This window comes from Boseongicola sp., from assembly GCF_057460485.1.
In genome coordinates, this window is sequence record NZ_JBVCWP010000379.1 from 1 (window position 1) to 3,331 (window position 3,331).

The window sequence follows — 3,331 nt, forward strand, 5'->3', positions numbered from 1 at the left end:
ATCCAGAAAGCTGTTGTTCAGCGGGAGTTAGATCTCTGGGTGCGCTACAGGCGCGTTTGTCAGTCCTGCGGAGGTCAATGGCCCATCAAGGACTACCAAAAGCGAAATATCATCACTGTTTTCGGTTCAGTGCCAGTGACTTAATCCCGGCGGGCACGCATAGGGCTCACCGTTGACATTCACCGCACCGCCACACTCGACGATAATTCTTGGGGCTCCGATGCTGTGAACGGCCCATTACGGACATTGAACTGCCTTCCGTCATGCCGCGGTGCGGCCCTTCGGACCGGACTTTCGCTGCAACTGCAAAATTTCCGATGGGCGAATTCACACAATGCGGGACAAGCTGCCGCTTGTTCTGTTTTCCACAATGTCCGCTTTAGTGGGCTCCACGTAGAATTGTAAGATGGCGGGCATGGCAATCTGGATGCTCACGAAAGTGTCAGAAATCCCTGCTTGACCTTCCCCCCACTGAAGGCTCCAAGAAGAAAAAAATACCGGAAATTTAACATGCGAGCAGTACAAGTTGCCTTCATTCTCATCGGTGTGACGGCTCTAGCCTATTGGTTTCTTGCAGGGCCTGAAGAGCAAGTGTCTCAGATTCCAAGCAAACCCAATCCGGCAATTGTCGAAGTCGTCATTCCAGAAACGCTATCGGCGAACGCCCAAATCGGGAAAGCAGCATTTGAAGCGGTGTGCGCATCTTGTCACGGCGTAAACGCTGTTGGTCAACTTGAAGTGGCCCCGCCATTGGTTCACGTCCTCTATGAACCCTCGCATCATGGTGACGAGGCGTTCCAGCGCGCTGTGGCGAACGGCGTACGCGCCCACCATTGGCCTTTTGGAAGTATGCCGCCGGTCGAAGGTTTGACGCGCGGTGATGTTCAGATGATCGTCGCATATGTTCGCGAGATGCAACGCGCCAACGGCATAGAGTAATAGGGAAATTTTAAAATTATGATGAGAACAAACACCATTCTTTGTGTAGCTTTGCTTTTCGCCGGTGCTGCCTTTGCCCATTCCGGCGTAAAGAATGCAGCTGTAAAGGCACGTATGGACGCGATGAGCGGTATCGGTGCGGAGATGAAGATATTGGGACAGATGGCCAAGGGCGTAACAGTATTTGATCAAACTGCAGCAAGGGCCGCTGCTGCGGGCATTGCTAAACACGCGGCGGGCACGCCTGTATTGTTTGAAGCAGATGAAGATGATCCAAAGTCCGAAGCAAAGGCTGAGATATGGACGAACTTTGATGACTTTGTGAAGAAATCACAAAACCTGGAAGGAATCGCGGCTGGTCTATCCACAACCATTGCAAGCGAAGCCGATTTAGGAATTGCCATGAAGTCTCTAGGCGCAAGTTGTCACGCTTGTCATAAAGCATATCGAGAATAGGTGTCGGGAGATGAAATTGGATCGCCGCACGTTTATTTTGAGTACCGGAGCCGCCCTCACGTTGCCACAAGTTGGGTTGTCTAGCCCGTCAGTGCTGCGTGCTGAACAGGTAAAGGCACAAATCCTCCCTGAGGGCGATGGTGCTACCGATATGCTTGGCTATAACGGTTCAACGCCAGGACCGGAGCTGCGCGTGCGCCAAGGAGATACGTTGGCCTTGCGGTTCGACAACAAAACGAATGAAGGCTCATCGGTACATTGGCACGGCATTCGCTTGGAGAACGCGATGGACGGCGTTCCCGGCTTGACCCAGCCGTTGGTTGAACCCGGCGAAAGCTTTGACTACCGCTTCAAGACACTGGATGCAGGTACGTTTTGGTATCATTCTCACAATCGGTCTTGGGAGCAGGTTGCGAAGGGGCTCTACGGCCCGCTTATCGTTGAAGAGGCCAACCCGCCTCGGGTTGACCATGATATCACTGTCATGCTGGATGATTGGCGCATCGAAGAAACCGGCGCGCTCGTGGGTGGTTTCGGCAATATGCACGACTTTGCCCATGCCGGTCGGATGGGCAACTACGCGAAAATCCTTCCTTCACAAGACAGTGTTCGCTTGGGTGACCGGATAAGGCTGAGATTGATCAATACGGCGACTGCGCGCATATTTCCTATTCGGATCGAAGGGCTATCGGCGCAGGTTGTTGCGCTTGATGGCATGCCCTTGGCCAAGCCGCGTCTTCTGGAAGATTTCCAAATCGCTCCTGCGCAACGGGTTGACTTAATCGGCGACGTCACGAGCGCGGTCGATTTTCTCTTTGTCTTGCGCGACGACATTTACGAAATGGGTAGCATTAAAATGGGAGGTGAAAATTCTACACCTGCAACCGCACCTATTGAGGCTCTATCCGCACCCGTTATCTTTGAGCCAAAAGATGTCCCCGACCAATCTTTGAGCCTAAGGATGGAAGGCGGTGCTATGGGGGGGCGCCACGCGGGTGACGATATTTGGGCATTCAATGGCGTGTCAGGTCTGAAAGATGCGCCCTTTGCCAGCTTCAATCGAGGCGATACAGCCGAATTTGATCTGATCAACGACACCAGTTTTCCGCACGGTATCCATCTGCACGGGCACCATTTTTATGAGGTAAACCTAGATGGATCACTCGGCGATTTGCGCGACACATCCTTGGTTGAACGCGGTGCATCTCGAAAGATATCGGTGGTCTTCGACAACCCCGGAAAGTGGCTTTTGCACTGCCATATGTTGGGCCACCAGGCCTCGGGAATGAAAACTTGGGTCGAAGTGCTATGAAGCGCGCACTGACAACAATCGCGATTTTCGCCGCCGGGTTTGCACAAGCGGCACATGAATTGGATGACCGCGATTTGGAAAGTGGCAAAGCGCTCTACGCGGACCAATGCGCGTCATGCCACGGTGCCAGTCTGGAAGGTCAGCCGAATTGGCGGTCCGCGAATGAAGATGGCGTTCTGCCTGCACCTCCTCACAATGAGCGTGGCCACACGTGGCATCATGACAATAACCTGCTTTTTCAGTATACGAAACTCGGAGGAAAAGAGGCTTTGGCAGCACGTGGCTTGAGTGACTTCAAAAGTGGAATGCCGGGATTTGGTGAAGCACTAAGCGATGACGAAATTTGGAACATATTGGCATTCATCCGTTCCACTTGGCCTGAGCGCATTCAGGAAATTCAGGCGGTGCGAAACCCTCCACACAACTAAGATCCCCTGCGGCGGATAGTGCAAAAGCAGACATTCGCCGCATTGCAGAGTGTTGCTAGATATGGGCTCCTTCCAGACCTTAGCTGCTTTTGCACATCTTGTGATATACAACGCCGTCAACGTCTGGTTGTCGCATTGGGAGGGTATGGCGGATCGGAGGATCCATCATGGAAACATCAAACTTACCTGCCATTCG

The 3,331-nt window shown here is 52.8% G+C and carries 4 protein-coding genes; all 4 read left to right on the forward strand.

Features of this window, described 5'->3' with window-relative positions; genetic code table 11:
* Positions 1–510 precede the first annotated feature (510 nt).
* From AC221Y_RS22365 to AC221Y_RS22380, 4 genes are read left to right on the forward strand one after another with little or no spacing between them, the layout of a single operon-like run.
* Positions 511–939 (forward strand): c-type cytochrome, encoded by a 429-nt coding sequence (locus AC221Y_RS22365; RefSeq protein ID WP_299755692.1) that lies wholly within the window; start codon positions 511–513, stop codon positions 937–939.
* A gap of 18 nt (positions 940–957) precedes the next feature.
* Positions 958–1,395 carry a c-type cytochrome gene (locus tag AC221Y_RS22370; protein WP_486708504.1) on the forward strand — a complete coding sequence of 146 codons (438 nt, stop codon included), beginning with the start codon at positions 958–960 and terminating at the stop codon, positions 1,393–1,395.
* A 10-nt stretch (positions 1,396–1,405) separates the two neighbouring features.
* The gene (locus AC221Y_RS22375) at positions 1,406–2,707 is read left to right on the forward strand and encodes a multicopper oxidase family protein (RefSeq protein ID WP_486708505.1); all 1,302 of its coding nucleotides are present in this window, start codon (positions 1,406–1,408) and stop codon (positions 2,705–2,707) included.
* Positions 2,704–3,135: a c-type cytochrome gene (locus AC221Y_RS22380; RefSeq protein ID WP_486708506.1), complete on the forward strand. Its 432-nt coding sequence runs from the start codon at positions 2,704–2,706 to the stop codon at positions 3,133–3,135. The genes AC221Y_RS22375 and AC221Y_RS22380 overlap by 4 nt, the downstream gene beginning before the upstream one ends.
* Positions 3,136–3,331 lie beyond the last annotated feature (196 nt).

Bases quoted from the DNA above. Each gene is read 5' to 3' on its own strand.
- AC221Y_RS22370 (WP_486708504.1), top strand. From the start codon at position 958: ATGATGAGAACAAACACCATTCTTTGTGTAGCTTTGCTTTTCGCCGGT.
- AC221Y_RS22380 (WP_486708506.1), top strand. From the start codon at position 2,704: ATGAAGCGCGCACTGACAACAATCGCGATTTTCGCCGCCGGGTTTGCA.
- AC221Y_RS22375 (WP_486708505.1), top strand. From the start codon at position 1,406: ATGAAATTGGATCGCCGCACGTTTATTTTGAGTACCGGAGCCGCCCTC.
- AC221Y_RS22365 (WP_299755692.1), top strand. From the start codon at position 511: ATGCGAGCAGTACAAGTTGCCTTCATTCTCATCGGTGTGACGGCTCTA.